We start from the raw sequence: 26,327 nt of genomic DNA on the forward strand, positions 1-26,327 counted from the left end.
TCTGTTCGCTCGACTTGCATGTATTAGGCACGCCGCCAGCGTTCATCCTGAGCCAGGATCAAACTCTCCATAATAATTTATGATGTTTGACTAGCTCATAAAAACTAATTGTTTTAAAACGTCCTTAAGACGTTTGTTAATTTGGAATTAACGTTGACATATTGTCATTCAGTTTTCAATGTTCATTAAATGTTTCAATGGAGCGGGTGATGGGAATCGAACCCACAACATCAGCTTGGAAGGCTGAGGTTTTGCCATTAAACTACACCCGCATATATTCGTAAATTAATGAAATGTTGATGCGGCCGAGAGGACTTGAACCTCCACGGGATCTCTCCCACTAGGCCCTCAACCTAGCGCGTCTGCCATTCCGCCACGACCGCTTGGGTTTGATTTCATTAATCATTTATTTTAACAACGTACTCTATTGTAACACTCTCGTAATATCATGTCAATAACTTTTTAAAAGTTTTTAACAAAGCGTTAAAGTTCGTTTCAAATATTTAATGTCGTTTTTTTAGGACATGAACTATCATATAACATTCTCAGAGTTGAGTCAACACTAAAGTTCATATTTCCTTGTTTTTATTTTAATCGTAGTAAAAAACCGAGCATCCAAGGCATAACACCTTAGATACTCGGTATTGATTACTATAATTTCTTTTGTAGTTTTAACTTGCCGTGACAATGACCACAAACCATCTTTCGTGTATTCACTTTTTTAATGCGCAAGAAAGATTTTTTGCATGATTGACATTGATATACATAGTTCGCTCGTTCTTCATAACTTTTAACAGCACTGCAAAATCTTGGTGCACCAACTTTTTGACTTAACTTCTTAAAATCTTTGTCTTTATGTTGGTAACCTCGTGTTTGCAGATGGAGATGATAATGACATAGTTCATGTTTGATAATATCAATAATAGCCGCTTCTCCAAACTGTTCATATTGTTTCGGATTGATTTCGATATTATGAGACTGCAACAAATATCTTCCGCCTGTTGTTCTTAACCTATTATTGAAATAAGCCTCGTGTTTGAATTCCCATCCAAATGATTGTCTGGAAATTTTCTCTGTAAGTTGTTGCAACTTCTCATTATCTATCCAGTTATTACTCATTAGGATTAATCATTGTCAATGAAACTTTATTTTTTACTGTATCTGTATCAAGTACCCAAACATATACAATATCTCCTACATTGACAATATCCATTGGATTTTTCACGAAACGTTTCGCTAATTGAGATATATGCACTAAGCCATCTTGTTTAACACCGACATCTACAAATGCACCAAAGTCAACGACGTTTCGAACAGTACCGCTCAATTTCATTCCTTTGGTTAAATCTTCTAAAGATAATACGTTGGATTTTAAAATCGGCGTTTCATATTCATCACGTGGATCTCGATTAGGTGCTATCAACGCAGCCACAATGTCTTCTAAAGTTGGTAGACCTACGTTTAATTGCTCAGCAGATTGTTTTAAGTCTAGTTTGTTCAATACCTCTTTAAGATGTGTTGTACCTAGATCTTCTGCACTCAAACCTTGTTGCTCTAATAATTGATATGCAATCGCATAACTCTCAGGGTGAATTGATGTATTATCTAACGGCTCTTTACCATTTACAATACGTAAGAATCCGATACTTTGTTCAAATGTTTTAGGGCCTAGACGTTTTACTTTGGCAATTTGTTTGTGATGGTTAATGACACCATTTTCTTCGCGATAATCAATAATGTTTTGTGCGATTTGCGGTGATAAACCTGAAACATGTTGCAATAATGAACGTGAAGCTGTATTCACATCTACACCAACTTGGTTAACGGCTGTTTCTACTACGAAATTCAAAGCATTTTCAAGTGCTTTTTGGTTAACATCATGTTGATATTGACCTACACCAATTGATTTTGGATCAATTTTTACTAATTCACTCAACGGATCTTGTACACGACGTCCTATGGAAACAGCACTTCTTTCTTCTACTTGGAAATCAGGAAATTCTGTTCTTGCGATTTCAGATGCAGAATAAACAGACGCACCCGCTTCGTTCACAATAATAAATTGAACATCTAAGTTATGTTTTTGAATTAAGTCAGCCACAAATTGTTCAGTTTCACGACTTGCCGTACCATTACCAATAGCTACTAATTTAACATCATAATCATTGATAAATTGTAAAAATGTTTTTTCTGCTTGCGCTGTTTTTGAAACTGGCGGATGCGGATACATCACACCTTTTGCAATAAACGTACCATACGGATTAATAACAGCCAATTTGCACCCTGTTCTAAATGCAGGGTCAACACCTAAAATTTGTTTTCCTTTCAATGGTGGTTGTAATAATAAATGTTTTAAGTTAACACTGAATACATCAATCGCATGATTCTCAGCTTTAGTCGTCAAATCAGTGCGAATTTCTCGCTCGATTGATGGCATAATCAAACGTTTCATACTATCTTTAATTGCCGCTTCAATATAAGTTGTACCTTCATGCTGACCTTTAATTTCTTGGCGTGCAATTTCTCTTTCTAATGAATCTGTATCCATTTCAATCTTCACTGATAATACTTTTTCTTTTTCGCCGCGATTCATCGCTAATGTTCTATGGTTGGCTATTTTATGAATCGGCTCTGAAAATTCATAGTACATTTCATATGTCTTTTTCTCATCTTCTGCTTTTTTCTTTTTCTGACTTGTGATGAGTCCTCGTTTTTGTGTCTGTGTCAAAATTTTATTTCTGTATTTAGGATTATCAGAAACCCATTCTGCAATAATATCTTGTGCACCTGCTAACGCATCAGCAACTGATGTCACTTCTTCATTTAAAAATGCTTCTGCATAAGTTTTAGGTGATTGATCAATACTACTTTGCATCAACCATTTTGCTAAAGGTTCTAATCCTTTTCGTTTAGCTTCTGTTGCACGTGTTTTTTTCTTTTGTTTAAACGGTCTATATAAATCTTCCACACGTTGCAACTTCGTTTGTTTTAAAATATCCGCTTTTAACTGGTCATCTAATAAACCTTGTTGTTCTATGTTATGTAAAACTTCTTCTTTTCTCTTTTGAAGCTGTTCCATGTAATGATATTCGTCGGCAATCTTTTTAATTTCGACCTCATCTAGTCCACCAGTACGCTCTTTTCGATAACGTGCGATGAATGGAACTGTGTTATTTTCTTCTAGTAATGCTAGCACTTCAGTAATTTGTTTTTTTGAAAAGTGATGTTGTTTTTCAATTGAGTTGATTAATTCGTTATTCAATATCTGCACCTCAAATTCATTTTCTTGTTTCCATAGTATCATAAGAATAGAAAAAGACTGAAATACATAATGTATCTCAGCCCTTTCTAAAGATTGCGATTCTTTATTTTCGGCATTATTTCTTCGCCGCTTGTTGTAACTTTTTAATTGCATTACGTTGCAATCGTGAGACATGCATTTGACTTAAGCCAATGCGTTCACCTGTTTCTTTCTGACTTAACCCTTCAATGAAAGTACATTGAATAATTTCACGTTCACGATCAGATAAAATAGGTAAGATTCTTTCTAAAATCATTCGTTTCTCGGTTAAATCATAACCATCTTCTTGCTCACCCATAATATCAAGTAACGTGACCGTTGAACCATCCTTATCTGCCTCAATGGAATGGTCTACACTTAACGCATTGTAACTTTGTCCCATTTCCATCGCTTCTAATACTTCTTCTTCTGTAACTTCTAATCTATCTGCGATTTCGGCAATTGATGGCGAACGTTCAAGTTCATTTGTTAATTCATCAGTGGTCTTTTTAATTCTTGGACCAATTTCTTTGATACGTCTTGGAACATGAACGCTCCAAGTCTTATCTCTTAAGTATCTTTTAATTTCACCGATTACCGTAGGCACCAAGAAGGCTTCGAACTTTCTGCCAAAATTGATATCAAATCGATTTATGGCACCAATAAGTCCTACCATTCCTACTTGAACCAAGTCTTCATGGTGTGATTGTCCTTTTGAATATTTGAAAGCTAAAGATTCAATCAATTTTTGATAATGTCTGACAAGTTTGTCTTGGGCACTGGTATTTTCTTCATTCTGATGTTGTCTGATCCATTCGTTGATTTGTTGTGGTGAAATATCGTTAGTTGATTTCGACTCTTTCGCCATTATTGTGCACCTGCTCTTTTTTTATATACTTGATCATGCTTATCGTTACACCATTGTCCTTGTTTACTTTAACTTCATCCATCAATGACTCAATTAAGAATAAACCTAATCCGCCTTCTCTTAAGAAGTCTATATTTTCATTTTCACTGTATGGACCAAGTTCTTTTTTCTTCTCTTCGTAATCGAAGCTCTTGCCTTGGTCAGAAATAACAACTCTAATTTTATCATCGTAAATTTCAAAACATAAATAAATAGAGGGATCGATTTCTTCTTCTTTGTATGCATGTTTTACAGCATTTGTGACTGCTTCACTTACCGCAATTTTAGCATCTTCGATATCTTCATATGAAGCACCCGCACGTGAAAACACGCCCGATAATGTTAATCGGATTAAACTGACATATTCAGCTTGTGCCGGCAGCTTCATTTCAATTACATTCCGCTTCGCTTCCATGTCATTCTACCTCCGATCCTTCATTTACGTGCATCAAGTCGCTTAAACCTGTAATTTCGAATAAACGGCTGATACGTTCTGAAGCGCCAATAATATATAATTCTTTATCATTTTGATTTAATGCTTTCAATGTTCCTACAAATAAACCAAGTCCAGTGGAATCCATGTAACTTACATTCGTCAAGTTAACATATACGTCATGTGTACCCTCTTGTTTAATTGGTGTTAAAACTTGTTCCAATTCAGGTACAGTATAAACGTCTAGTTCTCCTCCGACTTTAATTTCATAATACCCATCATGTTCTTGTGTCTCTATATTCAAATTCATTCAGTGATACACTCCAGTCTGTTCATATTTCAAACACTAGTTTACCCATTTTGTTTAAAGGTTAATCATTTTTATTTAATTTACTCGCTTAATAATTAAGATTGTTAAGTCATCGCGCTTGCCTGACTTTTGAATGCCAAGTAAATCTTCATACAATAACTGTACAATATCTTGCGGATGCAGATTTTTATACTTATGTATAAAATCTAATAAATAATCTGTCTCTATAAATTTACCGTTTTCATCCCTGATTTCAGTCACACCATCAGTAAAGATAATAATCAAATCATTTAAATGAATTTGAATTTCCTGCTGCTTGTAGCGTTCTAATTGTCTAACACCAAGCACACGCCCTTTAACAGAGATTTCTTCAAATCTGTCTTCGGCAGCTCTGAAAATATAACCTGGTTCATGACCTGCCGAACTGCAGTATAACAAATGATTCATTTCTTCATATAAGCCATAGAACATTGTCACAAACATATCTTGGTTGACGTTTTTCTCAACTACACGATTCAGACGTTTTAAACCATCACTTGGTAATTGTGAATGCCCATATGAATCCATTCCGAATTTAATCATAATCATTGCGAGCGCTGCAGGAATACCTTTACCAATGACATCTGCTACCGCAAAACTCATCGTTCCATCTTTATGATCAATTAAATTAAAGTAGTCCCCACTTACTTTTTGCGCTGCAACAGAAATAACCCCAATTTGAATACTGTCGAATTGAGGTATCTCAGTTTGCAGCATCGTTTGTTGTAAACGTGAAGCTAAATCCATTTCTTTATCATGGTAATAGAGTTTATCTACCATTTCTTGATAATCTTGATAGCTATATCCGAAAATACTTGCGATAATTTTCAATAACTCAAATGTAGCGAAGACTTGTTCTTTAGTTAAGTCCATTTCTTTGGCACATTCTCTATGAATATCAAGTACATCTTCTGCATGGATATGTTTTTCTAAAATTTCTTGACCAAAGCCTTCAAATTGCTTAATAACCGTTTCCTTATTATAGGACTCTACATAAGACTTCATTAATTGCATATATCTTTTTTTGAAATTTTCCAATTGCGTTGTCCCTCTCTTTATACCAGTTTCGCCGTCTACCCAGTAACCACACATACTTATTTAAATCTTGTTTGATGAAATAAAAAGAGGTCGAAAGTCACATTTCAGCACCATAGTAAAATGCTGTATCACACTATGATAAAAATCGAGCAATAAGCAAAGTTGCTAAGCAGGCTGAAAATGTTGCTTCACCTCTTTTAAATCGTTCATTTGAATGAACTGGATTGTTCAGCATAAACTGATACAACCACTTCTCATTTAGTTGTTTACACATATGATTGAAATCGGTTCCTAATTTTTATGTGTCAAGCCTAAACTAATTCCAATCGCGTTATCAATTTCTTTCATCTTCTCATCTGAAAGATAAGTCAATTTCTCTTTCAAACGTTTTTTATCAACTGTTCTAATCTGTTCAAGTAATATAACAGAATCTTTGTCTAATTTGTATTTACTCTTTTCAATTTCAACATGTGTTGGAATTTTCGCCTTATTAATACGCCCAGTAATCGCGGCTACAATTACCGTCGGACTGTACTTATTGCCAGTGTCATTTTGTATAATTACAACAGGTCTAACTCCCCCTTGTTCAGAACCTTGCACTGGTGATAAATCAGCTAAATAAACATCGCCTCTCCTCATCATTCATCCTTATCAAATGTAAGATAAGATTCATTGCAATCACAGGCTTCACATTCCACTGAAAATGCCTCCGTTGCTAGGGAGAGATTCAAATCAGCCATTTGTGAATAGCCTTCTTTTAATGACTGTTCCAAACTATAGCTTCTATTCTGATTAAAAGTTGACATAGGTAAGACCTCCAAGAAATAAAGAACTTCTAAACTAATATTCAAATTAATCATAACAAATTTCAAAATTCATGACCATACTATTTTTGCAATTCGTTGACAATATCAAATTCTTTTTCTGGTTCGTAGATTCTTGGCACACGTCTACCGATACGACAAAGCACTTCATAATTGATAGTTTGTTGTTGATGTGCCAATGAAGTTAATGATTCAGGTCCTTGATGTTCGCGGTTCAATAACGTTGCTGTATCCCCAACTTCAAATGTGTCATCTTCTGGTAAAACCACCATCATTTGATCCATACAAACACGTCCGATAATTTCACAATGATGGCCATTGATTTCTACTGTTGCTCCTTGCATCATGCGTGGGAATCCATCTGCATAACCCACACCTAAAATAGCGATTTTCAATGCTCGGTCAGCAGTAAAGGTAGAACCATAGCTGACAGTATCCCCTAAGTTTAAACGTTTGATTTCCATAATTTCGGTTGCCCAGTAAGCGCTTGGATAAAGCACTGCATTTGTCACTTCTTCTACATATTCAGACGGGTAATAACCATATAACGAAATACCAGTACGCACCATATTACAAATAGGCGCTTCATGCAGAATTGTCCCTGCAGAATTTTGAGAATGGACATAAGGAGGATGTGGTAATGTATTCACCCAATCTTCAAATACTTGATATTGTTCATGTGTATGTGGTGAATCTTCATCTGCTTGCGCAAAATGAGTAAACACACCTTCAAAAACTAATTGATCATGTTGATTGATTGTATCAACGATTTTTTGATAATCCTCAAGTGTCTTAATACCTAGTCGCCCCATGCCTGTATCAATTTTGACATGCAGCCATAAATCTTTTTTATTTTCAGGCTCAATCTGCTCTATTACCGCTTCCAACCATTGGTATGAAGGAACGGTTAAGGCAACACGATGTTGAATCGCTTTATTAATATCATTCGGCATAACGACACCTAATATTAAAATTTTGGCGTCTATCCCATGCATGCGCAATTCAATTGCTTCGTCTAATGTAGCGACCGCAAAAAATTCTGCACCGTGTTTTTCTAGATAATGTGCAACTTTCACACTGCCCAGTCCATATGCATTTGCTTTAATGACAGGCATTACTGTTTTGTTTGGTTGTAGTTTTCCTAGTACTTGGTAGTTTTTTAAAATCGCTTCTAAGTCTACCTTTAAATACGTAGGGCGATAAAATTTATCCGCCATAGCGTCATCTCCTTTAACCAAGTAAAATGTATTACTACTATAATACTTTCTGACTCATTTTATCAATACTCAATTTATTTTATATTTTTTCAAGCAATACTTGGCTTGTCGCATAATTTTTCGTGTGAGAGATACTGACATGAACTTTGAATCCTTCAAAGTGAATATAAGGACGACCTAATTCATCATTCTTACAATTAATATCATGGAAACTGATTTGTTTGCCGATGCCTGTACCTAACGCTTTACTGAACGCTTCTTTACATGCAAAACGTCCAGCTAAAAATTCTGCTTGTCGTTGTGGATGTGAAAATGAATGGAACTTGTCCAGTTCATCTTGACTCAATACTTTTTCTGGAAATCTCTTCTGACGTTCTAACATTGTTTTGATACGATCGATTTCAATCAAATCGATACCTATACCATAAATCACTTTATTCACCCGCTTCTTCTTCTGACATCTCATTCTTATCATGAATATGTTTAATATCATACATGATTTGTTGGGCTGTTGCTTTATTTATCAACAATATCTCACTATCTCCTCCTGCTGTTGATAGTGTCAAAGTTGCTAATTGCCATTTACGCATCAGCCAACCTTCATTAATATCTATATTTTGAATTCTGAATAAAGGGATATATTTTAAACTTACAAAAATCATACCTTCTTGAACTAGAATTTGATTGGTTTCCAATAAATAACCATGTTGCTTATTTTTCAGCCAAGGATTAAGCAAGCATGTCCATGTGAATACAAATAATACTAACACAATCGCAATAATCACAATCCACTTCAACGCATCTTTAGACAAGAGATGCAACCACAGATATTCTGCCGTAATTAATACAGAAAACACTAAAACAATCAGTCCTGTTTGAATTAAACCTGAAATCAATAACACTTTCTTTCCTTCTTGCGCCATTCTATGCATCGTCATCCTCCTCCACATACCATTGTTTTAGTTGCTCTGCTGCTTCATTGTCTATAAATCGTAAGCCTATGTCCATACTCCCTAGACCTTTTGCAGCTGAAAATGCAAAATCAGACAAACCTACGCGTTTCATAAACCAGTTCTGTGATTTATCAAACCCAAGTAACTTATCTTTTTTCGCGTAAAAATAACGCGTTCTCATTAATTGAGATTTTTTTACAGTTAAAGTTGTTCGATCTGTTTTAAATCCTGAGTAACGAACCGTAATAATACTGTTAATCAAGACTAAAAGACATGCAATTAGCGCTAGTGCTAAATACCACCATGACCAAAAATATGTACTTATAATACCAGCAATTAAAAGCATGCCCATCCCAATTTGCGCATGACGACGAATACCGCCAAATGGCAATCCTGTTTCAACTTTTTCAAACGCAATGGAAGGAACTAATTGTTCAATCATACGATAAGCTTTTTGTCGTTTTACAAAAGGCAAAATCATAATATCACCAGAAGCCGTTGTGGAACCTTCTGTCTGTTTTGCGTCACTTGTAATAATAAAATATACAGACGTATAACCGATAAAGCGACGTATAAATGATTGTTTTTCTACGACAGCTTGAATTCTGCGTGTTGCGACGTTAATGGTTTTCACATTCAACAAGCCATAACGGATATGCAACTGTTCATTCTTCTCACTTAATGTATAGCCATAATAACGGACAAATTCTATGATAACGCCAATAATATAAGCTAAAAATAAAGCGAGAATAATTAATCCTGCTACGACTAAATATGCAGCCTGCGCAATCCAATCAAATTGATGGAACAATTTATCCCAAGGGATAATTTCTTGGAAAGTACCTAAAAGAGGTCCTAAAGTAACTAAAGCAATTCCGATAGAACCACTGGATAACGCCATAAAGATTAATTCTTTCAACGAGAGTTTAAAAATTTGTGTAGGTTGCTCCGTTGTCATTGTATGAGACGCTGGTTGTTCCTCTTCACTCGTTTCACCCATTAATTCATCTTCATAATCTTTTGTTGCTTGCTCTGATCTGACTGCTTGTTCTATTAAATTGAATTGATTTTTTGAGACAATTTGTAACTTGATACCATCACTAGGCGTTTTAATTTCCATGATAACACCACCGAAAATTCGATTGACGATATCTTGTGAGGAATCAAAGGCTTGTATTCTTTGAATATCCAACTCTTTACGCTTTTTATTAAACACACCTTTTGTCACAACGAAATGATGCCCTTCTATCCAATAGCGTGTAGAATACACTTCTAATGCATTATAGATAAAAGAAAATAAAAATATAGCTGTTAAAAAGGCTGGCCATATATACGATTTTACATCGGTAAAGTTAAAGTTGTTGATATTGAAAATAAAGATAACAATGACGACTATATTTTGCTTAATTGTAGTAATTAACCCTGTGAGATATGACAGTGGGTGTAATCTTTGTGGATTATACATCTGCATCTACCTCCTCAAGCTGACGCATACAAACCTCTTCAACCATAACCGCATCTTCTTTCGTTAACATCGGTAATATAACTACATGACCCGCAGTAACTACTGAGAGCTTATAAAGTTTAAATGCTAATAAAATCGGTCCACTTTCTCGTTCGACATATTGTATTCTGTCGTATTTTAAAACATTTTGCTTTTGAAAGAAAAAACGTGCTTCATTTAATAGAAAACTCGGTCGTAAACTATAAAAGCGATATCTCCATAAAATCCATGGGCGTATGACTTTAAACAAAAAGCTCAGAGCTAATAAAATAATCAAAGTGTTTAACACCCAAGGCGACCAATTAAAATGATGGTATAAATATACTAAGCCACTAAAAACTAATATTTCTATTAAAAACTCAATGAAATAGCGGACGTAATAGTACCCTACTACGCGGCGTGGACTTTTTTTAGACATAAGGTCACTTCGCACCTTTCTATGTATTTTAGCTATCAGTCATATTTTAACAATGATTAACATTATTTTGTTAATAATTTATAGATTTCTATAAATAGAAAACCGCTTCGAATTTCTTCGAAACGGTTTAAAATCATTGGGTATTCTTATTTTTGCATGTCTGCGAATGTACGACCTTTAATCGGTTTTTTATGATCTTTTTTATCGTGTTTTTGTTTTTTACCATTAAATTTGCCTTTACCGCGACGGTTTTTGTTATCAAATTTATTGTTTGAACGTTTATTAGAAGGTTTGCCTCCACGACGAGGACCTTTAGCATTATGACGACCTTTGCGTGCAAGTGGTTTTTCGAATGTTAATTGAACTTCTACTTCATCATTTGACTCGACTAATTCTTGTAATAATGCAGCTACTAATTCTACATCATCATATTCATTTAATAATTGAGAAGAGATATTTTGTAGACGTTCTGAATGTTCTTGATTCATCCATTTTTCTACTTTTTCTTTAATATCATTTTCGCGTGCACGTAATACTTCTTTACGAGATGGTGGTCTTAACGCTTTCATACGTCTATTATTTGTATCTTCGATTTGACGGATATAGTCCATTTCAATCGGGTTAACGAATGTAACCGCGATACCTTTTTTACCGGCACGGCCTGTACGTCCGATACGGTGAGTATAACTTTCAGTATCTTGAGGAATGTCGAAGTTGTATACATGGCTGACACCTGAAATATCTAAACCACGTGCTGCAACGTCTGTCGCAACTAAAATATCGATTTGGTCATTTTTAAATTTCTTCAAGACTTCTAAACGTTTTGCTTGTGTAATATCACCATGCAAACCTTCAGCTTTGTAGCCTTTTGAAATTAATGCACTTGTTAATTCGTCTACACGACGTTTTGTACGACCGAAGACAATTGCTAATTCTGGTTGGTGGACATCTAAGAAGTTGGTAAATGTTTCGAATTTCTCTAATTCTTTAACGATTGTGTAGTATTCATCAATTTGCGGATCTGACATTTCGTTATTCATTGTTTTAACGATTTTAGGGTCTTTCATGAATTGTTGTACTAAAGCTTGGATGGCTTTAGGCATTGTTGCTGAGAACAACATTGTTTGACGATTTTCTGATGGAATATGGTCCATAATAAATCTCATATCGTCGATGAAGCCCATGTTCATCATTTCATCCGCTTCATCAATAATTAATGTGTGGATATCATTTGTTTTAAGTGTACGACGGTTCAAGTGGTCAATGACACGTCCTGGTGTACCTACAACAATTTGTGGTCCTTTTTTCAACGCTTTAATTTGGCGTCCGATCGGCATACCACCGAAAACTGTTACGACTTGTACGCGTTGTCCGCGACTGAATGCACGTAATTGTTCCGCAACTTGCATTGCAAGTTCGCGTGTAGGTGCTAAAATCAGTGCTTGTACGCCTTCTTTTCCGACAACTTTCTCAATTAACGGAATACCAAACGCTCCCGTTTTACCTGTACCTGTTTGCGCTTGTCCTAAAATATCTAAACCGTGCAATGCAAACGGAATACTATCATTTTGTATAGGAGTCGGTTCTTCGAAGCCCATATTAGCAAGCGTTTCAGCAGTTTGTTCTGAAACACCTAAGTCTATAAATTTTTGCAAAATAATTCTCCTTTATATATGGTCGAGACGACTTTGATGAATTTGTGCTCTCTTTATTTCAGTAGATATACATCATCTATCAGTTTCATTTTCATCTAAAAATGATAAAAAATGAGCGGTTAATACTTTAACAATTATTCTGTATGGATACAGAACTAATGAGCACCCGCCCCCACCTTGTCTTTAATTTTTCATCAACTTCTATATAGTACCACCTTAAGCCCATTATAGCAATCATGCAATTCTCATTAGAAAGCAAAAAAGTCAGTAAGATGATAGGATTTCTCGTAATAAGAAATTTCATCATCTCGCTGACTTTCTAATTAATTTTGTTCTAATAGAGCTTGTGCTACTTCTTCTAAAGCCATACCTCTTGAACCCTTAATCAACACATTATCTTTTGGTTGAACATGTGCTAACGTATATTCGATTAATTGTGTTTTATCATCAAAATGTTCGGCAGTCTCTACAAATGCTTTACCCGCTTGATGAATATGTGCCGCTTCTTCGCCGTAAGTCAATAAATAGTCGATACCTTTATCTTCTAAGTATTCACCTACTGAAGCATGCATTGCTGCACTGTTTTCTCCTAATTCTAGCACATCCGCTAAAATCAAGATTTTTCGACCATCCATTGCAGATAGCGTATCAATAGCCGCTTTCATACTTGTTGGGCTGGCATTATAAGCGTCATTAATTACTGCGACATCTTGTTTAGAATGATGCAACTCCATACGCATTTGCGTCAATTGGACTTGCGCAATATTCGTTTTAATTGTTTCATAATCAAGACCTGACAATTTGCCGACCGTAATCGCAATTGCTGCATTACGCATATTATGAATACCTAAAATAGGAATTTGATAATGTTCTTGATCATTGATACTAAACGCTATACCTAACGCATCATGTTGTTCAACATGACATACCACTTCATTCTCAGAACTTATGCCGATACTGATCGCTTGATTATTTTCTAACGTATGAACATGCGGTACAAGTAAAGGTTCATCGCCATCATAAAGCAGTACACCTTCTGGTTTTAAACCAGCAACAATTTCAAATTTAGCTCGGGCAATACCTTCTCTAGAACCTAAATCTTGCATATGTGATTCACCGATATTGGTAATCACTGCAATATCAGGTTGTGCGATTTCAGATAGTAGTTCAATTTGATGGAAACCTGACATACCCATTTCTAAAATGGAAATTTCAGTATCCTCATCTAACTCTAAAATCGTTAATGGCATCCCAATTTCATTATTGTAATTTCCTTGTGTTTTCTTCACTTTGAAATTCGGCTTTAAAACACTTTCAATCATATCTTTAGTTGTTGTCTTACCATTAGATCCTGTTACAGCAATTACTTTTGGTTGTACGTGCTGCAAGTAAGCTTTCGCCAGTTCTTGCAGTGCTAATAAGGTATCATCAACCCAGATGACAGGGCCTTCTACTGGATGTTCTGGTTTGACATCTTTTTGATAAAAAACAGCGCCTGCACCATCTTGTAATGCTTGTTCTACAAATCGATGACCATCTGTATTTTCACCTTTAAATGGGATAAACAAATTACCTTCATCAATTTTTCTTGAGTCGATTGTGACACCTTTAATTGTATGATCTAAATATTTTTCATCAATTTCACAAGGAATCCACGCTTTAATTTGTTTTAAAGTTACTTCTATCATGTAAGTACACGACCTTAATCAATTTTGTATTTGTTCTTTTGTTTTTCGATATGTTTTTCTTTCGCTAACTCAATTAATTTTGTAATCAAGTCAGAGTATGATAAGCCCATGCTTTCCCACAGACTTGGATACATACTGAATTTAGTAAATCCTGGCATCGCATTTGTTTCATTAATGTAGATTTGATTATCTTCTGTCACAAAGAAATCTGCACGTAATAAGCCTGCGCAGTCTGTTGCTTTAAATGCTTCAACTGCCATATTACGAAGTGTTGTACGTACTTCACTGTCTAATTCAGCTGGAATAGATAAACGGATATTACCATCTAAATATTTAGATTTATAGTCATAAAATGCCACATCTTTGATAACTTCCCCTGGTTCCGTTGTTTCTGGGTAATCATTACCTAATACCGCAACTTCGACTTCTCTCGCAACGACACCTTGTTCAATCACAAGTTTTCTATCGAATTGGAAAGCTTCTTCAATCCCTGCTTTTAACTCTTCTTCGTTGTTACATTTACTGATACCGACACTTGAACCTAAGTTTGCTGGTTTTACAAAGACAGGATATTCTAATTTGTCATGCACAAGTTTTAAAATATTGCTTTGATATTTGTCATACTCACTTCTTAAAAAGCTGACATATGGTAATTGCGGTAAACCTCTATGTGCAAATAATTGTTTCATGACAAGTTTATCCATTGTACTAGAAGCTGCTAACACACCATTACCGACATACGGTAAATCTAATACTTCAAATAATCCTTGAATTGTTCCGTCTTCACCATTCGGTCCGTGTAATAATGGGAATACTGCTGAATATGGCTGTCCAGAACTGCTGTTTGTAAGCAAGCTGGAAATTTCACCTTCTTTTACATCTTCTAGGCGCAAGGTTTCTGTATCTTCCACACTATCGACGATGTTATCTTTCTTTTTCCAAGCACCATCATTTGTAATGTAGATAATATCTACTTGGTACTTATCTTTATCAATAGCATTTAAGACATTCTGCGCAGTTAAAATAGAAACATCATGTTCCGCGCTTTTTCCACCATAAATGATACATATATTTTCTTTAGCCATGTTCTTTCCTCCAAACGCATTGTTAAACTTTATTTTATCACGATTTCCTAATTTATTGCATGTCAAACCTGAGAAATTAAAGTCATAATTGGTAAAACGGTATATAATAGGAAATAGCTACAGATGAAAGTTCAAATATGCTATAGTTTTTCATATGGATAACTATACATAACATTCAACTATCAAAGAGTAACCTGTCAACATCAATTGAACTGATGTAAAACATGCATTAAAGGAGACTATTTATGAAAGCTTCACGTCAACAACCTAATAAATCATGGATACGGCGTATTGACTGGGTTTTAATCGGCATTTTGGTAATATTTGCTATCATTAGTGTCGTTTTTATAAAATCTGCCATGGGCGGCGGTCAATATAGCGCAAACTTCAGTATTAAACAAATCATTTATTACATACTCGGTTTTATAATCGCCTTTGCAATTATGGTAATCTCACCTAAGCGCATTATGAAATACACTTATACGTTGTACGGCATTTTATGTGTTTTGTTAATTGTCTTATTGGTAATGCCGGAAACAGCGATAACACCTATCATCAACGGTGCAAAAAGTTGGTACAGTTTTGGTCCGATCAGTATCCAACCTTCTGAGTTTATGAAAATTATACTGATTTTAATGCTTGCGAAGATTGTATCTCGTCATAACAAATATACATTTAACAAATCATTAGAAACTGACTTTAAGTTATTCTTTAAATTATTAATAGTCACAGGTATTCCGATGGCTTTAATCTTTTTACAAAATGACTTAGGGACGACGTTAGTCTGCCTAGCAATCTTAACAGGTGTTTTAATCGTCAGTGGGATTTCTTGGAAAATCCTTGCACCTATTTTCTTAACGATTTTATCAATCGGTGCATTCTTTATTTTATCTATTATCTTCAAACCATCATTAATTGAAAATGGGTTCGGTATTAAAACCTATCAATTAGGGCGTATCGCTTCATGGTTAGATCCTTATTCTTATAGTTCAGGCGATGGTTATCATTTAACAGAGTCGCTGAAAGCAATCGGTTCTGGTCAATTATTAGGTAAAGGACTTAACCATGGTGAAGTTTATATCCCTGAAAACCATACTGACTTTATCTTCTCTGTTGTTGGTGAGGAATTCGGATTTATCGGCGCTGTATTATTAATCATTTTATTTATTGTGCTGATGTTCCACTTGGTACGTCTTGCGAATAAAAACACAATTATTTACAACAAGATTTATATTATCGGATTTATGACACTTGTTTTATTCCACGCAGTCCAAAACATGGGAATGACAGTTCAATTATTACCAATTACAGGTATTCCGCTTCCATTCATCAGTTACGGCGGTAGCTCTTTATGGAGTTTAATGACGGGTGTCGGTGTGATCTTATCAATCTACTATCACCAACCTGTCCCTTATCAACCAGACTTCTTACGTTCTAAATCTTATACAAACTAAAAAAACAGGTTATCGGTTGAACATTGCATTCAATGTCCGAATCGATAACCTGTTTTTTATTACTTTAATTTTGGTGTCGCTACTGAAGTATTCGGTAACGTATGCATAATCTCTAATCTGGATTTCGTTTTCTTAATATTGACACCGAGCGAAGATAACAATTGAACGACATTACGTAGTTTATCTGTATTATTATTCATTCGTGTTCACCCCATCTTCGTATTACTATAGAATAGTTACTTTTATTCTACCCTAAAAATTTTCATTTTACTACATTATTTTTATATTTTCTTTTGTGGTTTAACTTTTTGTAGTCTTAATGCATTGAGTACGACTGAGACTGAACTGAATGCCATTGCAGCGCCAGCCACCCATGGGGCAAGTAAACCGAATGCCGCAATCGGAATGCCGATTGCATTGTAACAGAATGCGAAGAATAAGTTTTGTTTAATATTCTTCATCGTACGCTGACTCATATCTAACGCATCTTCTACTTTTTCAATATCTCCGCCGACAATCATAATGTCGCCTGCTTCAATCGCAATATCAGAACCTGTACCCATTGCCAAGCCGATGTTACTTTTTGCTAATGCTGGTGCATCATTGATACCATCACCGACCATCATCACATTTTTACCTTCGTCTTGTAATTTCGTAATCTCTTCAGCTTTATGATCAGGTTTCACACCAGCGATGACACGGTTAATGCCTAACTCTTCAGCAATGGCTTCAGCTGTACCTTGGCTGTCACCACTTAACATCACAATATCATAATGTGGATTTAAGCGTTCAATTAATGCTTTGGCACTTGTTTTCGGTTCATCTCTTAAGGCAATCAATCCCGCAAATTGATTATCGATTGAAGCTAATACAACCGTTGAACCTTGATGTTGTAAATCTTTTATTTCTGCTTCAAGCTGCTCATCCCAATCATTCAAATCAGGTTGAATAAAGCTTTGTGATCCGATTTTGATAAACTGTCCATTAATATAACCACTGATACCATTACCTGGATGTGTTTGATACTGTTCTACTATCAAGTTTTGCGCATCTTGATAATAGTCTGTAATTGCTTGTGATAATGGATGTTCAGATTGTACTTCTAAACTTTTTACAAGTGTTCCGAACTGTTGATTATCTGTATTATCGATGACTTTGTATACTGAAGGTTGCCCTTCTGTTAATGTGCCTGTTTTATCAAATACGATTGTGTCCACATTTTGCGTTTGTTCTAACGCTTCAGATGATTTGAATAACACACCTAATTCTGCTGAACGTCCTGATCCAGCCATAATTGATGTCGGTGTCGCAAGACCTAAAGCACATGGACATGCAATAACTATGACTGCGATAAAGACCTCTAAACTAGATTGAAAATTAAATGGTGTGATAAAACTGAACCAAATAATAAACACAACAAGCGCGATACCGAGTACTGTCGGCACAAAGATTCCAGAAATCTTATCTGCTAAACGTTGAATATTTGGTTTTTCTCCTTGTGCTTCTTCAACAATTTTAATAATTTGATTTAATACTAAATCATCGCCTGTATGTGTCACTTTCACTTTAATAAAGTTTCCATGGTTTAATGTGGCACCGATGACTTCATCACCAATCGTTTTATCTACAGGAATACTTTCACCAGTTAACATTGATTCATCTAAACTAGTCTCCCCTTCGATAATTTCACCATCTAAAGGCACATATTCACCGCTTTTAATCAGTAAAACATCACCTTTCTGTACTTGATCGACTGGTAAAGAGACCGCTTCCCCATCTCGTTCTACACGCGCTTCTTTAACTTGAAGTGATAACAGTTTATTAATCGCATCACTCGCATGGCCTTTAGCTTTCGCCTCAAAGTATTTACCAAGTAAGATTAACGTAATTAAAACTGCACTGGTTTCAAAGTACAATGGAATGTGTTTTTCACCTGCATGAATAATCCACATATAGATACTATAGAAGTACGCTGCGGAAGTCCCTAATGCGACCAAGACATCCATATTAGCACTCTTATTTCTTAATGCACCATACGCACCTTTATAGAATTGCCAACCTAGAATAAATTGGACTGGCGTTGCTAAGATAAATTGGAACCACGGTTCTGTCATCACATGAGGGAGTGGCAAGAAGCTTAAGAAGCTGAAATGCCCCACCATGGTATATAACAATGGCAATGATAAAATCATCGCAATAATAAATTTCATTTTTTGACGATTTAACTCTTGATTTTTACGTGCTTTTGCTTCATCTGCAGTTTCAAGCGCAATGGGTTCATAACCGAGCTGTTTCACTTTTTCAAAGACTTGATCCATATCGACATGGCTTTGATCATATTCGATAGATGCTTTTTCAGTGACTAAGTTCACATTCGCTTGGTCGATCCCTTCTGTACGACTCAAAACCCGTTCAATTCGTGATGAGCAAGCAGCACAAGTCATACCTGATATTTTAAACTCTGCTTTTTCCATATTTCACCCGCTCCTATACCCTACATAGGTATATTTTTATTTAAAAAAGAAGGCTCAGCCATAGAGATAACTTGAGCCTTTATAATTCTGTCTTATTTTACAACGTCATAACCTGCGTCATAAATTGCTGATTCAACTTCAGATAATACTTTATCTTCACCATTGAATGTTACGTCTACTGTATCATTATCTGGGGTAGCCGTTACTTGGTCAACGCCATTTACTTTACCAACAGCATCTTCTACAGCTTTTTTACAATGACTGCAACTCATACCTTCAACTTTTAATTGTTTTTCCATATCACAACACTCCTCTATTTAATTTAATATTTGGTAACCTTGATCATAAATTTCTTTTTCCAAATTGTTTAAACTGATTGGTGTCTGGTAACTCGCTTTCACTTCTTGTGATTTCAGATCCACTTGCACTTCTGACATACCAATCATTTGCTGCAAATGTTCTTGCAAAATATGCTGTTGTTCTTCAGTTTCCATACCACTGATTTGAATCACACTACTATGCATGTCTGACTCCTTTATTAATCTTTAATTAATTTTTGGACGGTAACTAATAATTCTTCCATTGCAGCTTCTGCTTGTCCATCTTCAGCTTTATGCAAAATACAGCCTTTCATATGATGATCCAGCAATTTTACAGCAACACTATTCAAAGCTGAACGTGTCGCTCTGATTTGTGTTAAAACATCATCACAATAAACATCTTCATCTATCATGCGATTAATCGCTCTGACTTGTCCTTCTATACGATTCAGTCGTGCTTTAAGGTTAGATTTTATTTTTTCTGAATGATGTGCGCGTTCTTCTTGCGTCATGTTTGAACCTCCGTCCTGTTAGGTTTCTATCTCTAGAATATACCCTATATAGGTATATGTCAAATGTATCGTGAAAGGTGTCCCTGTGTTACAATAAGTTCAACATCAGCCAAAGTAAAAACATACATAATTGCTGATTAACAACACGGAGGTTACTTATGTATAATTTCGACTTTATACCTTTTCAAGCCAATTTAGTTATCAATATTATTTTAATCGGCTTATTCATATTAAACCTCGTATTCGGTTTCGTTATTGTATTTATGGAAAGAAGATCTGCAGGATCGATTTGGGCATGGTTGCTCGTACTCGTATTCTTGCCTGTTATCGGGTTCATACTTTATTTATTGCTGGGCCGTCAAATCCAAAGAGATCATATCTTTTCCTTAGATGAGGAAGACCGTATTGGATTAGAGGCAATTGTTAATGAACAATTAAAAGCATTACAAACCAAAGAGTTCTCTAAAGGGAACCATGAAATCGTCAAACATAAATCAATGGTACAAATGTTGTTGTATAATAACTCAGCCTTCTTAACTACTGATAATGAAATGACGATTTTTACAGATGGTCATGAAAAGTTTGATGCGTTGATTAAAGATATAGAAAACGCCACAGATTACATCCATATCGAGTATTACATTTTTAGAAATGACAAGCTTGGTAAACGTATCTTAGCTGCCTTAGAGAAAAAACTTGAAGAAGGCCTTGAAGTAAAAATGTTATACGATGATATGGGTTCCAGGGGCTTAACTTTAAAAGACTTTGATGAGTTCAGAAGAAAGGGCGGACAAGTTGAATCTTTCTTCCCTTCTAAATTACCGCTTATCAACTTTAGATTAAACAACCGAAATCACCGTAAAATTGTCGTGATTGATGGTTATATCGGATATGTCGGAGGTTTTAATGTTGGTAAAGAATATTTAGGCTTATCCAAACGTTTCGGATACTGGAGAGACACGCACTTACGTATTGTTGGAGATGCGGTCAATGCCTTGCAATTACGCTTTATTTTAGATTGGAACTCACAAGCTAAGCGTGATAACATCACTTATTCTGATCGCTACTTCCCTGACATTGATACAGGTAGTTCTATCGGTATCCAAATCGCATCAAGCGGTCCAGATGAAGATTGGGAGCAAATCAAATACGGTTATTTGAAAATGATTACTTCAGCGAAAAATTCGATTCAAATTCAATCGCCCTACTTTATTCCTGACCAAGCCTTTATGGATGCTGTGTCTATTGCTGCATTAGGCGGTGTAGATGTATCGATTATGATTCCAAATAAACCAGACCATCCATTCGTCTACTTTGCGACATTGAAAAATGTTGCATCACTGTTGGCATCAGGCGTCAAGGTTTATCATTATGACAATGGCTTCTTACATTCAAAAATGATGATTATTGATGACGAAGTCGCAAGTGTGGGAACAGCGAATATGGACCATCGTAGTTTTACACTGAATTTTGAAATCAATGCGTTTATTTATGACCGTCAAATTGCGGCACAATTGCGTGACCAGTTCAATCAAGATTTAATGTTATCTTCAGAATTAACACAAGAGCGTTATAATCAACGCAGTTTATGGGTGAAATTCAAAGAAGCCATTGCTAACTTAATTTCACCGATATTGTAAATCATAAAGGAGTACACAAAGTCATGAATCAATATCAACAATTAAAATCAGCTGAACAATATATGAAAGACTTCCATCAAACAGATCACACAGGGCATGATATCAACCATGTCATGCGGGTCGTTAAAATGGCACTCTTCATCTCTGAACAAGAAGGCTACGGCAATCCTTACATTATTCAGATGGCTGCATTATTACATGATACGGTAGATACCAAATTAACAGATGAAACTGCTGCTGAAAATCAACTAATTGATTTTTTAAACCGTATTGAAGTTAGTGGACAGGATCAAGAAAAAATTATGCATATCATCAAAAACATCAGCTTTCGTCATAATGTGGATCAAGAAATCCCCTTATCCAAAGAAGGTTATATTGTTAGAGATGCAGATCGCTTAGATGCGATTGGTGCAATTGGTATAGCGCGTACGTTCCAATTTGCGGGTCACTTTGATGAGCCGATGTGGCAAGGGCCTATTCCTGATAGTATTAGTTCTGATAACGAATTAGAAGGTTATAATCCTTCAGCAATTAAGCATTTCTATGATAAATTGTTTAAACTTAAAGATTTAATGCATACTGTAACAGCTTCAGAAATTGCGCAAGAACGTCATCGTTTTATGGAATTCTTCGTCGCACAATTCTTTAACGAATGGCAGTTTACAGAACAATAAGCAAATAAGATGAAGAAGCGGTTGAGAACAAATCTAAATTCTCAACCGCTTCTTTTTTATTCGATATTATATGCTAGGATTAAATCTGTTTGTCTATCATTCCCCATCATGAAATCATGTTCTGAGATTTTCTTGAATCCTAAATGTTTATAGAAACCTAATGCTTGTTCATTTTTTTCCCATACACCTAGCCATACACATTTTTTACCATCTTCGACTGCTGTCTTTATAGCAAAGTTCAATAATTTTTTACCATAACCATAGCCATGATAATTCTTCAAAATATATAAGCGTTCTATTTCAGTACAATCAGATGAAACTTGCTCTGTTTGTGAATCCCCTTCATTCAACTTTAAATATCCGACAATTTTATCGTTATCATACAAGAAATAGAAATTCGAATGTGGATCTTCTAATTCACGTCTTAGTTTGTCTTGTGTAAATGCTGTATCTAAATAATCTTTAATATTTTCTGGGCTGTTCATTTCTCTAAATGTGTCATCAAAAGTTCTATAGCTGATTTTCTGTAACTCTAAAATGTCAGCAGTTGTTACTGATTTAATTTCCATTGGTATTCCCCTCCAATTTTAAAATAACACTTTTAGTTACTATTACTATTCCCTATTGTACAAATCCTAAATAAAAAATCAGCTGCAATTTTAGTTGCAACTGATTTTAAGTCATCAATGATGTATTATTTTTTCTTTCTGTTTTTCTTACCTAAGACTTGCGCACCTTTTTGTTTACCGTCTTTACCATGTTTCTTTTCATATTCTCTAATCATCGGAGCGACTTCTTCTTTCGCTTTCTTAGAGTAATATTGGTTCGCAACATATGTTTGAACAATCAAGAACGCGGCACTGACTGACCAGTATAAACCTAATGCAGCTGCTGAACTTAATGATACCCAGATAATCATAATTGGTGAAATGATCATCATCATGTAACTCATTTGTTTTTGTTCAGGCGGCATACTGAATGTTGATACGTAAGCTTGTAGGAAGTATAACACACCGGCAATAATTGTAATCCAAATATCCGGTTTTGCTAAGTTGAACCATAAGAAATCAGGATGTTCTACAATACCACCTGGTGATGGGTATTTTAATACGAAGAATAAGCCCATGATTACAGGCATTTGTATTAACATTGGTAAACATCCAAGCATACTTTGCATTGGATTCATATCGTATTTTTTATAAACTTCCATCATTTCTTGGTTTGCTGCCATTTTTTCTTCTTGTGTGCGTGCACGTTTTACTTTCTCTTTCACTGCGTCCATATCTGGTTTTGCAATCACCATTTTTTCGCGCATTAAGTGACTGTTCTTATAGTTAGAAAGCATGAATGGCAGAACGACAATACGGATTGCTAAAACTAAGACAATAATCGCTAATCCATAATCGTTATTAAAACTAGAGCCTAGCCAATGGATGATGTTATCCATGTTTTTCACAAATGTATTATAGAAAAAACCTGTTCTGTTTTCAGGTTTAGAATAATCACATCCTGCAAGAAAAACCATAACCCCAAGAAGCAAAGGCAATAATGCTTTTTTATTCATTTTTCCACCTCTATTGGTATTATTCACATAAAAATAATTTTATCACATTCTATGAGGTGTAGAAAACAAAAACATAGAATTAAGGGCATTATTTAAAATATTGTAAGAAATTGCGAACGGTTTCTTTAACATTTGAACTCTGAGCAATCGCTGAAATAACTGATACACCTTGTGCATGTGTTTGCGCAATCGGTCCGACATTATTTAACGCAATACCGCCAATTGCGACAATCGGCATACCATTTGTTTTCTCATGCAATGTTTCAATCATTTCTGTGCCGACAGGGTCACTGGCATCGTCTTTAGACCCTGTTTTAAATATCGGACCAACGCCAATATAATCGACATCTGTTAAATCAGATTGCGCTAATTCTGTTTCGTTGCCGACACTTAAACCGATAATTTTATTTTTAAAGTGCGTCTTAAAAGTATTCACTTTCGCATCATCTTGTCCAACATGAATGCCATCAGCATCAATCAACTCTGCTAATTCAACATCATCATTTACGATAAAAGGTACATGATATTGTTCACATAATTGTTTCATAGATTGTGCCAGTTCTTTCTTCGCATCACCTGTTTTAGCGTTAGGCCCTTTTTCACGAAATTGATACATCGTAATGCCGCCTTCTAATGCTTCAGTCAATACTTCATGAATCGTACGACCTTCAGGTATATCTTGTGTTCCGCAAATAAAGTAAACTTTTAAATCCTCTGGTTGAAACACTTATTTCACCTCTTGTGCTTTACGATTTTCTACTGCTGCTTCACTGTCTATTTTATATAATGCATCAATAAATTGAACTAAGAAAGTACCTGGTCCTTTACTTTCACTTAATTGTTCAGCACGTTCAGCTGCAATATTATAAACAGAAACTGCTTCAATTAAATCTTCAATCTCTGGATTTTCATTTCTAAATAAGAATGCACCTACAATAGCACCTAATAAACAACCTGCACCTGTAATTTGTGTTAAGAAACGTGAACCATTATTCAGCTTAACGATTTTATTGTTTTGAGCAATGACATCTGTTTCACCAGTTAACACAATTGCAGTTTGATATTGTTCATGTGCTTTTTTCGCAATGGATACAACATCTAAGCTTTCAGCACTATCTGTACCTTTCATTGTTGTTGTATCATCTATAAGCGTTAAAATTTCTGAAGCATTTCCTTTGATTACAGTTGGTTTCACTTGCTCTAGGAATGTTTTGCAAAATTGTTTACGATACGTTGATGCGCCCACAGCAACGGGATCAAACACTAACGGTGTGTTTGTCTTATTCGCAATTTTTCCAACTTCTAACATTGCTTGTTCATTCGCTTTTGTCAGTGTGCCAATATTAATTAAGACTGCACCTGCGTGTGGATAAAAATCTTCTGCTTCTTCTGGTGCTTCGCTCATTGCTGGACTCGCACCTAAACTTAAGAGTCCATTAGCTGTAAAATTTTTGACGACATCATTCGTAAAACAAATAACTAATGGATGTTCTGTTCTGATTCTATCTAAACCTTTACTCATCATCTAATCCTACTTTCTTCATATATGCGAAATGGTTAACTGGTCCTCTGCCTTGTCCGATCTCAGGTGTATATTTAATACTTAATGCGATAAAGTCTTTTGCTTTTTTAACCGCTTCATAAATCGTTTTCCCTTTCGCTAGCTCAGCCGCAATTACAGCTGAAAAAGTACAACCTGTACCATGTGTATGTTTTGTTTCATATCTTTCACTTTCAAAAATTTCTAAACCATCTTTCGTAAATAGATAGTCTTTTGCGATATTGTCATCTTCGATATGACCACCTTTAATGACTACACCTTTACTGCCGATTTCTTCTATGAAGATTTTACCTGCTTTTTTAATCGCATCTTCATTATCTAATTTGAATCCTACAATTTCCTCTGCTTCAGGTAAGTTAGGTGTTGCAACATCAGCAAGTGGTAACAAGATACTTTGTAAGGCATGTTTACCTTTATCATCCATTAAAGAGTCTCCACTTTTGGCTAGCATTACTGGATCAATGACATATGGAATTTCAGGATGCTTTTCTAAATAAGTACGAATTAATTCCATCATTTCTTTTGTCGCAATCATGCCAGTTTTAATCGCTTGCGGTAATTCGTCATCAAACACACTATCTAACTGTTCTTCTAACCAAGATAATTCTAAGTTATGAATGTGTTGAACCCCTTTTGTATTTTGCGCTACGATACTTGTGATTGCGGCCATCCCGTACACACCGCATGCATGAAATGACTTTAAGTCAGCCATTACACCTGCGCCGCCTGTTGGATCTGTGCCTGCAATCGTTAAAGCAATTTTCGGTTTGTTCATAA

At 35.4% G+C, this 26,327-nt stretch carries 29 protein-coding genes, 2 tRNA genes and 1 rRNA gene; 3 read left to right on the plus strand and 29 right to left on the minus strand.

Annotation, left to right across the window (positions count from 1 at the left end; all coding sequences use genetic code 11):
* The 19 genes from KRR19_RS10050 to KRR19_RS10140 form a co-directional block, all read right to left on the minus strand.
* Positions 1–74: ribosomal RNA gene (locus KRR19_RS10050) — 16S ribosomal RNA — on the minus strand; the annotation flags it as partial.
* 124 nt (positions 75–198) lie between these two features.
* Positions 199–272, minus strand: a tRNA-Gly gene (locus KRR19_RS10055).
* A 28-nt stretch (positions 273–300) separates the two neighbouring features.
* Positions 301–383, minus strand: a tRNA-Leu gene (locus KRR19_RS10060).
* Positions 384–651: 268 nt separating this feature from the next.
* Positions 652–1,104 (minus strand): SprT family protein, encoded by a 453-nt coding sequence (locus KRR19_RS10065; protein WP_060804066.1) that lies wholly within the window; start codon positions 1,102–1,104, stop codon positions 652–654.
* 7 nt (positions 1,105–1,111) lie between these two features.
* A complete protein-coding gene (locus tag KRR19_RS10070; protein WP_216733618.1) occupies positions 1,112–3,262 on the minus strand; it encodes a Tex family protein in 2,151 nt (716 codons plus the stop codon).
* 115 nt (positions 3,263–3,377) lie between these two features.
* Positions 3,378–4,148 carry an RNA polymerase sigma factor SigB gene (gene sigB / locus KRR19_RS10075; RefSeq protein WP_002481747.1) on the minus strand — a complete coding sequence of 257 codons (771 nt, stop codon included), beginning with the start codon at positions 4,146–4,148 and terminating at the stop codon, positions 3,378–3,380.
* Positions 4,123–4,602 (minus strand): anti-sigma B factor RsbW, encoded by a 480-nt coding sequence (gene rsbW, locus KRR19_RS10080; RefSeq protein ID WP_023016096.1) that lies wholly within the window; start codon positions 4,600–4,602, stop codon positions 4,123–4,125. The genes sigB and rsbW overlap by 26 nt, the downstream gene beginning before the upstream one ends.
* Position 4,603: 1 nt before the next feature.
* Positions 4,604–4,930 carry an anti-sigma factor antagonist gene (locus KRR19_RS10085; RefSeq protein WP_002481749.1) on the minus strand — a complete coding sequence of 109 codons (327 nt, stop codon included), beginning with the start codon at positions 4,928–4,930 and terminating at the stop codon, positions 4,604–4,606.
* Between the two features lie 75 nt (positions 4,931–5,005).
* The gene (locus KRR19_RS10090; protein WP_216733612.1) at positions 5,006–6,007 is read right to left on the minus strand and encodes a SpoIIE family protein phosphatase; all 1,002 of its coding nucleotides are present in this window, start codon (positions 6,005–6,007) and stop codon (positions 5,006–5,008) included.
* 291 nt (positions 6,008–6,298) lie between these two features.
* The gene (locus tag KRR19_RS10095) at positions 6,299–6,649 is read right to left on the minus strand and encodes a type II toxin-antitoxin system PemK/MazF family toxin (protein WP_031262808.1); all 351 of its coding nucleotides are present in this window, start codon (positions 6,647–6,649) and stop codon (positions 6,299–6,301) included.
* Complete coding sequence (gene mazE, locus KRR19_RS10100) at positions 6,646–6,813, minus strand: type II toxin-antitoxin system antitoxin MazE (RefSeq protein ID WP_023016097.1); 168 nt, start codon at positions 6,811–6,813, stop codon at positions 6,646–6,648. Before mazE ends, KRR19_RS10095 begins: the two co-directional genes overlap by 4 nt.
* An 80-nt stretch (positions 6,814–6,893) precedes the next feature.
* Positions 6,894–8,048, minus strand: coding sequence for an alanine racemase (gene alr, locus KRR19_RS10105; RefSeq protein WP_023016098.1), 1,155 nt, complete (start codon positions 8,046–8,048; stop codon positions 6,894–6,896).
* Between the two features lie 79 nt (positions 8,049–8,127).
* Entirely contained in the window at positions 8,128–8,481 is a 354-nt protein-coding gene (gene acpS, locus KRR19_RS10110) for a holo-ACP synthase (protein ID WP_031262810.1), read from the minus strand.
* 1 nt (position 8,482) lies between these two features.
* A complete protein-coding gene (locus tag KRR19_RS10115) occupies positions 8,483–8,980 on the minus strand; it encodes a PH domain-containing protein (RefSeq protein ID WP_156667021.1) in 498 nt (165 codons plus the stop codon).
* Positions 8,973–10,466: a PH domain-containing protein gene (locus tag KRR19_RS10120; protein ID WP_156667022.1), complete on the minus strand. Its 1,494-nt coding sequence runs from the start codon at positions 10,464–10,466 to the stop codon at positions 8,973–8,975. Before KRR19_RS10120 ends, KRR19_RS10115 begins: the two co-directional genes overlap by 8 nt.
* Positions 10,459–10,923 carry a PH domain-containing protein gene (locus KRR19_RS10125; RefSeq protein ID WP_023016102.1) on the minus strand — a complete coding sequence of 155 codons (465 nt, stop codon included), beginning with the start codon at positions 10,921–10,923 and terminating at the stop codon, positions 10,459–10,461. The genes KRR19_RS10120 and KRR19_RS10125 overlap by 8 nt, the downstream gene beginning before the upstream one ends.
* Before the next feature lie 146 nt (positions 10,924–11,069).
* Positions 11,070–12,578 carry a degradosome RNA helicase CshA gene (gene cshA / locus KRR19_RS10130; protein WP_216733613.1) on the minus strand — a complete coding sequence of 503 codons (1,509 nt, stop codon included), beginning with the start codon at positions 12,576–12,578 and terminating at the stop codon, positions 11,070–11,072.
* A gap of 323 nt (positions 12,579–12,901) precedes the next feature.
* A complete protein-coding gene (locus KRR19_RS10135) occupies positions 12,902–14,266 on the minus strand; it encodes a UDP-N-acetylmuramoyl-tripeptide--D-alanyl-D-alanine ligase (protein WP_070848605.1) in 1,365 nt (454 codons plus the stop codon).
* Positions 14,267–14,280: 14 nt separating this feature from the next.
* Positions 14,281–15,351, minus strand: coding sequence for a D-alanine--D-alanine ligase (locus KRR19_RS10140; protein WP_002481759.1), 1,071 nt, complete (start codon positions 15,349–15,351; stop codon positions 14,281–14,283).
* A gap of 245 nt (positions 15,352–15,596) precedes the next feature.
* On the opposite strand from KRR19_RS10140, the gene KRR19_RS10145 reads away from it, so the two are divergent.
* Positions 15,597–16,805: an FtsW/RodA/SpoVE family cell cycle protein gene (locus KRR19_RS10145; protein WP_002481760.1), complete on the plus strand. Its 1,209-nt coding sequence runs from the start codon at positions 15,597–15,599 to the stop codon at positions 16,803–16,805.
* Between the two features lie 59 nt (positions 16,806–16,864).
* On the opposite strand, the gene KRR19_RS10150 is transcribed toward KRR19_RS10145, so the two are convergent.
* The 5 genes from KRR19_RS10150 to csoR all read right to left on the minus strand — a co-directional run bounded on the left by KRR19_RS10150 (position 16,865) and on the right by csoR (position 20,111).
* Positions 16,865–17,005, minus strand: coding sequence for an Lmo0850 family protein (locus KRR19_RS10150; protein WP_023016106.1), 141 nt, complete (start codon positions 17,003–17,005; stop codon positions 16,865–16,867).
* A gap of 81 nt (positions 17,006–17,086) precedes the next feature.
* Positions 17,087–19,279, minus strand: coding sequence for a heavy metal translocating P-type ATPase (locus KRR19_RS10155; protein ID WP_061054648.1), 2,193 nt, complete (start codon positions 19,277–19,279; stop codon positions 17,087–17,089).
* A gap of 92 nt (positions 19,280–19,371) precedes the next feature.
* On the minus strand, positions 19,372–19,578 hold the full coding sequence (locus KRR19_RS10160) for a copper ion binding protein (protein ID WP_002481763.1): 207 nt from the start codon (positions 19,576–19,578) through the stop codon (positions 19,372–19,374).
* An 18-nt stretch (positions 19,579–19,596) separates the two neighbouring features.
* A complete protein-coding gene (gene csoZ / locus KRR19_RS10165) occupies positions 19,597–19,803 on the minus strand; it encodes a putative copper chaperone CsoZ (protein ID WP_002481764.1) in 207 nt (68 codons plus the stop codon).
* Between the two features lie 14 nt (positions 19,804–19,817).
* Positions 19,818–20,111, minus strand: coding sequence for a copper-sensing transcriptional repressor CsoR (csoR, locus tag KRR19_RS10170; RefSeq protein ID WP_002481765.1), 294 nt, complete (start codon positions 20,109–20,111; stop codon positions 19,818–19,820).
* Positions 20,112–20,269: 158 nt separating this feature from the next.
* Between csoR and cls the strand changes: the two genes are divergently transcribed.
* Together cls and KRR19_RS10180 are read left to right on the plus strand one after the other, a co-directional pair.
* Positions 20,270–21,751 (plus strand): cardiolipin synthase, encoded by a 1,482-nt coding sequence (gene cls, locus KRR19_RS10175; protein WP_002481766.1) that lies wholly within the window; start codon positions 20,270–20,272, stop codon positions 21,749–21,751.
* 23 nt (positions 21,752–21,774) lie between these two features.
* Positions 21,775–22,425 carry an HD domain-containing protein gene (locus KRR19_RS10180; protein ID WP_216733614.1) on the plus strand — a complete coding sequence of 217 codons (651 nt, stop codon included), beginning with the start codon at positions 21,775–21,777 and terminating at the stop codon, positions 22,423–22,425.
* Between the two features lie 56 nt (positions 22,426–22,481).
* Here KRR19_RS10180 and KRR19_RS10185 read toward each other — a convergent pair whose 3' ends face one another.
* From KRR19_RS10185 to thiD, 5 genes are all read right to left on the minus strand, one after another.
* Positions 22,482–22,994 carry a GNAT family N-acetyltransferase gene (locus KRR19_RS10185; protein WP_002481768.1) on the minus strand — a complete coding sequence of 171 codons (513 nt, stop codon included), beginning with the start codon at positions 22,992–22,994 and terminating at the stop codon, positions 22,482–22,484.
* Between the two features lie 125 nt (positions 22,995–23,119).
* Positions 23,120–23,989, minus strand: coding sequence for a membrane protein insertase YidC (gene yidC, locus KRR19_RS10190; protein ID WP_002481769.1), 870 nt, complete (start codon positions 23,987–23,989; stop codon positions 23,120–23,122).
* 88 nt (positions 23,990–24,077) lie between these two features.
* Complete coding sequence (gene thiE / locus KRR19_RS10195) at positions 24,078–24,716, minus strand: thiamine phosphate synthase (RefSeq protein WP_156667025.1); 639 nt, start codon at positions 24,714–24,716, stop codon at positions 24,078–24,080.
* A complete protein-coding gene (gene thiM / locus KRR19_RS10200) occupies positions 24,717–25,511 on the minus strand; it encodes a hydroxyethylthiazole kinase (protein ID WP_060804052.1) in 795 nt (264 codons plus the stop codon). It lies immediately after the preceding gene.
* Entirely contained in the window at positions 25,504–26,325 is an 822-nt protein-coding gene (thiD, locus tag KRR19_RS10205; protein ID WP_002481772.1) for a bifunctional hydroxymethylpyrimidine kinase/phosphomethylpyrimidine kinase, read from the minus strand. Before thiD ends, thiM begins: the two co-directional genes overlap by 8 nt.
* Between the last annotated feature and the right edge of the window lie 2 nt (positions 26,326–26,327).

It is taken from the genome of Staphylococcus sp. CWZ226, from assembly GCF_018986355.1.
Classification (GTDB): Bacteria; Bacillota; Bacilli; order Staphylococcales; family Staphylococcaceae; genus Staphylococcus; species Staphylococcus simulans.